This window comes from uncultured Campylobacter sp. (assembly GCF_938045405.1).
Classification (GTDB): domain Bacteria; phylum Campylobacterota; class Campylobacteria; order Campylobacterales; family Campylobacteraceae; genus Campylobacter_B.
Map to the genome: position 1 here is coordinate 1 of NZ_CALIMW010000165.1, position 5,088 is coordinate 5,088.

7 protein-coding genes are annotated in these 5,088 nt (G+C 46.7%); 2 read left to right on the forward strand and 5 right to left on the reverse strand.

All coding sequences use genetic code 11. The features are described from left to right. From selD to nspC, 4 genes are all read right to left on the reverse strand, one after another. A partial coding sequence (gene selD / locus Q0140_RS06425; RefSeq protein ID WP_297962923.1) for a selenide, water dikinase SelD occupies positions 1–609 on the reverse strand: 609 nt, incomplete at its 3' end. Continuing rightward, positions 606–1,202, reverse strand: coding sequence for a sulfurtransferase-like selenium metabolism protein YedF (yedF, locus tag Q0140_RS06430; protein WP_297962926.1), 597 nt, complete (start codon positions 1,200–1,202; stop codon positions 606–608). The genes selD and yedF, both read right to left, overlap by 4 nt. 84 nt (positions 1,203–1,286) lie before the next feature. Continuing rightward, positions 1,287–2,246, reverse strand: coding sequence for a formate dehydrogenase subunit gamma (locus tag Q0140_RS06435; RefSeq protein WP_297962929.1), 960 nt, complete (start codon positions 2,244–2,246; stop codon positions 1,287–1,289). Between the two features lie 95 nt (positions 2,247–2,341). After that, on the reverse strand, positions 2,342–3,496 hold the full coding sequence (nspC, locus tag Q0140_RS06440; RefSeq protein WP_297962931.1) for a carboxynorspermidine decarboxylase: 1,155 nt from the start codon (positions 3,494–3,496) through the stop codon (positions 2,342–2,344). An 87-nt stretch (positions 3,497–3,583) separates the two neighbouring features. On the opposite strand from nspC, the gene Q0140_RS06445 reads away from it, so the two are divergent. Together Q0140_RS06445 and Q0140_RS06450 are read left to right on the forward strand one after the other, a co-directional pair. Next, the gene (locus Q0140_RS06445) at positions 3,584–3,805 is read left to right on the forward strand and encodes a MoaD/ThiS family protein (RefSeq protein WP_297962933.1); all 222 of its coding nucleotides are present in this window, start codon (positions 3,584–3,586) and stop codon (positions 3,803–3,805) included. 15 nt (positions 3,806–3,820) lie between these two features. After that, a complete protein-coding gene (locus tag Q0140_RS06450) occupies positions 3,821–4,330 on the forward strand; it encodes a molybdenum cofactor biosynthesis protein MoaE (RefSeq protein ID WP_297962935.1) in 510 nt (169 codons plus the stop codon). A gap of 52 nt (positions 4,331–4,382) precedes the next feature. On the opposite strand, the gene Q0140_RS06455 is transcribed toward Q0140_RS06450, so the two are convergent. After that, the gene (locus tag Q0140_RS06455; RefSeq protein WP_297962937.1) at positions 4,383–4,952 is read right to left on the reverse strand and encodes a hypothetical protein; all 570 of its coding nucleotides are present in this window, start codon (positions 4,950–4,952) and stop codon (positions 4,383–4,385) included. Between the last annotated feature and the right edge of the window lie 136 nt (positions 4,953–5,088).

The following is a 5,088-nucleotide window of genomic DNA, read 5'->3' on the forward strand; positions in this document are numbered from 1 at the left end:
GCTATCTATCGCGTCACGAAATTCTTCAAATTTAAGAAATTTCGCCTTAATAGCCGTAGCGATGATGCCCGTACCGAGAGGTTTTGTTAGGATCAGCAGGTCGCCTTCGCGCGCTGTATTATTACTCCAAAATTTACGCGGATTTACGCGCCCCGTGACGCTAAGCCCGTAATAAATTTCAGGGGTAGAGATGGTGTGACCGCCCACCAGAACCCCTCCGCACTCTTTGATCTTGTCTTTGCCGCCGCGCAGAATTTCGCGCAGAATTTCGTTTGAGAAATGACAATCGTCAAAACCCACGATGTTTAGGGCATTTATCACCTCGCCACCCATTGCAAATACGTCGCTTAGGGAGTTTGCCGCCGCGATCTGTCCGAAAATAAACGGATCGTCCACCAAAGGGGTGATAAAATCGAGCGTCTGCACTAGTGCAAGATCGTCATTTATGCGAAATACGCTCGCATCTTCGTTGCTGCAGGTGGACGAAAGCAAGTTTGCATTAGGCTCGATTAAATTTCCAAGATTTTCGGTTAGACCCGCCGGGTCAAGCTTGGCGGCTCAACCGGCGGCTGCAATAAATTTCGTGAGGTTAAAATCTCTGTAGATCATAGTTTGATTACTTCGTATTTCGATAGGACGTCCATGATTTCGTATGCGTTTGAAATCTCGCCGATCGCGAGCTTATCGACCAGTTTATAGCCCTCCAGACAGCTTCCGCAGCTTAAAATTTCAGCTCCCGCTTCGTTTAGCTTTTTGATCGCCTCAAAGCATTCGTGGCCGCGGTTGGTGGTTATGTGCACGGCGTTGTTTACACAGATGACCTTCACTGGCTTTTCGTCCAAATTTAGCGCCGCGCCTAAAAATTTAGCAAGCAAACTCTTTCCGATCGGGCCGCTTCCGCACTGCTCCTCGTTTAGGAATATCACCTTGCCTCTCTTTGACGCCGCGACATCACAATAAATATCGTCGATACTTTCATCTTTCAGCTCGTCCGTTTTTACGGTTTTTATAAGCGTGTCGGCGCCCGCTTGTGAAATTTGCGCCTCAAAGCCGTTTTTAGCCAAAAAGCGTTTTATGTTTTCGCGCGGCGCTACGTCGTTTACTAAAATTTCTAAATTCTCTCCGATTTTTAGCTCGCCGAGAGCTTTTTTAGCGCGTAAAAGCGGTTCCGGGCAATTTAAATTGCGACAATCTAGTTGCATATGTAATCCTTAAAAATAAAATTCTTTGAACCTCAAAGCTAATGCGAGCCGCACGCAAGCAGGCCCGCATAAAATTTACCCAAGTTATAAGCGCGGGTACTTCGCTTCAAATTGCGATTTAGCGATCTGCCCTTTATCGAGCAGCTCGCGATACCAGTAGTGGTGAAGTACATAAACTTCCTCCTCCGGCTTGTATCCGTCGATCATCGAGTGGATGGCACCGCTGATCGCAAAGACCGCCATATAGATATGCACAAGCAAAAATACCGCGCAGACCGCACCCAAAAAATTATGAATAATCGCGCTTGCTCTTAAAATTTCGATCTGACTCATACCTAGCGCACTTCTCATCGCAGGGATATCGTAGTCTAGGAAAAACATTGACGCACCCGTCGCTATCATCACTATACCGCCTAAAGTCGCGACCCAAAACCACGCCTTTTGGCCTGCGTTAAATTTACCCGCAGGAATCGCGCGCTTCTTTTTGCTTAAATAGCCACCCACGATCATCATCCATTTGATATCGTAAGCTCGCGGTAGCATACGCCAAAACCATGTCACTAGCATAGGCACAACGGCAATCGCAAACGCTATCGTAGCCAGTCCGTGAGCGTTTTTACAAAATCTCACGAAAGCGCCGCCACCGAATTCTTCGCCAAACATCATAATCAAGCCTGTCGGAACCAAGATCGCCCATGCTACGGCCGCTACAAGATGGTATAGTCGCTCAAATTTATTAAATGCATAGATCGGCTTGCCCGCGTGATGATCGAAGTGCTTCGGCCCTATGATCGCGTAGTGCCCAATAAAAGCTATGATTACGCCCAAAACCGCACCCAGCGCCAGCCACGCAAAAAAGCCCGAGCTTTGCAGATGTCCTTGAAATTGCAGAAAAATCGGGCCGAAGCCGTTGCCGTAGCTATCGATGTTTTCAAGCCTTGCATTGCCCCAAACATCACTATTTCCCTGCACGATATCGGCATATTTTTTCTCTTCGGCCTGCGCATAAATACAGGCAAAAAGCGCGAGAAACAATCTTTTCATGGATTTCCTTAGATATAAAATTCGAGCCGATTATATCATTTTTTGCAAAAAATTTTCTTACAAAGCAAAATTACATTTTTGCATTAAGTGCGGCGCTAGTTTCGCCGCGCATACTCGTCGTAGCCGAATTTTTTGATCATTAAAACCTCTCCGCGCTCGTCTACCAGAACAAGATCGGGCAGTTTGATGCCGTTAAAGGTCGTGTTTTTCACGATCGTGTAGTGGATCTGATCCTCGAAAATCACCCGATCGCCGATGTTTAGCGGCGCGTCAAATTTATACTCGGGCTGCCCGCTCTCAAGCCCCACGATGTCGCCTGCGAGGCAGGTATTTCCGCCGAAGCGGTAGCTAAATTTACCGCTCTTACTCTCGCCGCGCACCGCAGGACGATACGGCATCAGCACGGTATCGGGCATATGAGCTTCAGCGGAAGCGTCTAAAATAGCGATTTTAGCGCCATTTTCTACTATATCAAGCACGCTAGCGACCAAATACCCGCACTCCCAGCCGACCGCCTCGCCGGGCTCGAGATAAATTTCGACTTCGTATTTTTCGCGAAATTTTTTGATCAAATTTATCAGCAACTCCACGTCGTAGCCTGCGCGCGTGATATGATGCCCGCCGCCGAAATTTAGCCACTTTAGGCCTCCGAAATAATTGCTAAATTTTGCCTCGAAAACCTCAAGTACCCGCTCTAGGCTCTGAGCGCTCTCTTCGCACAGCGCGTGAAAATGTAGCCCCGAGATGCCGCGCAGAAACTCGCCGTCTTGCAAGATCGCCCGCTGCAGCGCTTCAAGGCTCATCCCGAGCCTGCTAAAGCTGCCGCACGGATTGTAAGCGTCTTTGGGCGCGAAGGAGGTCTGCGGATTTAGCCGTAGTCCACACGACGCACCCGCAGCGAGCGCCTTTGCGCGGTATTTTTGCCACTGCGCGGCGCTATTGAACACGACGTGGTTTGAAATTTTTAAAATTTCATCCAAATCATCCTCTTTAAACGCTGACGAGTATGTGTGGATTTCGCCGTTTTTGATAAATTCCGCGGCAAATTTTGCCTCGTGTAGGCCGCTGCAAGTCGCACCCCAGAGGTATCTGTCAACGTAAGGCATCGCGAAGCTAAACGCAAAGCCTTTTAGCGCGCATAGAATTTTTGCGCCGCTTCGCTCACCTACGCCGCGTAAAATTTCTAAATTTTTTACCAGTTTTTGCTCCTCGCACACGTAAGCGGGGGTCGAAATTTCATCGATTTTCATCGTTTTTCCTCATTAAATTTTTTCGCAATTATATAAAATTTTATAAATTTTTGGTTAAAATCGCCCAATCTTTAAAAAAGGATAAAAATGGTAGAGGTAGAATTTCTAGGGCCGATCGGGCGCGAGCCCCTGCGCCTAAACGCAAACTCCCTGCAAGAGGTAAAAGCGGAGCTGCAAAAGGACGAAGGCTTGCACGAGTGGCTTGCAAACTGCGCCGTAGCGGTAAACGATAAGATGGTTTATGATGCGAATTTCGCGCTTAAATCCGGCGATCGCGTGAGCCTTCTGCCTCCCGTTTGCGGCGGCTAAGCTTAGGAGGCGGCGATGGGCGAGGCTAAATTTAATCCAGAACTTTTAAACGGGATCGAGCCTGAAATTTATGAGGGTAGCTTGGACGTAGATGCGATTTTATCGCGCTGGTACGCTAAATTTAAAGACGCAAATCGCGGCGCGTTCATCACCTTCGTAGGCATCGTGCGCGAAGAGGGCGGTATCTGTGCGCTGAGCTTCGATATCTACGAGCCGATTTTGCGAACTTGGTTCGAAGCGTGGCAGCAAAAGGCCGCGGCACAGGGTGCATTCGTGCTTTTTGCGCATTCAAAAGGCGACGTGCCGATCCACGAAAGCTCCTACGTAGCAGGTGTCGTAAGCCCGCAGCGCAAGGTCGCTCTGGCGCTCATAAACGAGTTTGTGGAGGATTTCAAAGCGGCCGCGCCGATCTGGAAATACGACGTAAAGGGCGGTAAAATCGAGGGCGGCAAAGTAGTAGGCGGGAAGAGGATCTATGCAGCGGATCGCTCGCAGAGGGTAAAAGGCGCAGGACTTTTGGGCTAAATTTACTATTTGATTCTTAATTCAAAACTAGCGAAGTCTAGTTTAAGTTATTTTATAATTTTTTTATGGACTTTATCCTATATTTCCAGTTATCGATAAATTCTATTTTATCTTTTAAAATACATGAATCCGTAGGTAGCCATCCATCAGGCATCCACTTACCAAACTTTTTATTATAATACCTCTGTACTATTTTTTTCTTCCTATCATTATACAAGCTACACCATATCTTATATCGGATGCCTTTATAACCAACACTCCTTGCATTCTTTATATCTTTGCAAGCCGTTTGCCAGGTAATATATTTTTTATCATACTCTGACGCTGCCTTGGAATAATCCGGCTTAGTTTTTCTAGGAAAAATTTCAACAATGAAATAGTTAAAATTGATTCTTCCGTCGATTCTGCCGCGAATATTGCTCTCAATGATATCAATCCACTTACCAATTGTGTTTACGCTTTTCACCAAATCTCTAGTAATAAGAACTGCGGCGGAATTACCATTTCTAATATAGCTAATATATTCTGCATCATATTTATGATTATTTACAATATTATCAGCCGTTGTTTTTACTCCATATAAAATTCCGTTATTGCAAAATTTACTTAAAAATCTACTCAAACGAAAATATTAAAATTTAAACACGCTCTTGGCTTCAGCGATACGCTCACCAAGGCTCGCAGCGGCATCTTCGCTCCTTGCCGCACACCTAAAGATCGGCTCCAGCACCTCGGCAAAAAAGCCGTTTAGCCCCTCC

Excerpts from the sequence above, each read along its gene's own strand:
- Q0140_RS06445 (WP_297962933.1), top strand. The coding sequence starts at position 3,584 with ATGGTAGAGGTAGAATTTCTAGGGCCGATCGGGCGCGAGCCCCTGCGC.
- Q0140_RS06435 (WP_297962929.1), bottom strand. The coding sequence starts at position 2,246 with ATGAAAAGATTGTTTCTCGCGCTTTTTGCCTGTATTTATGCGCAGGCC.
- yedF (WP_297962926.1), bottom strand. The coding sequence starts at position 1,202 with ATGCAACTAGATTGTCGCAATTTAAATTGCCCGGAACCGCTTTTACGC.
- nspC (WP_297962931.1), bottom strand. The coding sequence starts at position 3,496 with ATGAAAATCGATGAAATTTCGACCCCCGCTTACGTGTGCGAGGAGCAA.
- Q0140_RS06450 (WP_297962935.1), top strand. The coding sequence starts at position 3,821 with ATGGGCGAGGCTAAATTTAATCCAGAACTTTTAAACGGGATCGAGCCT.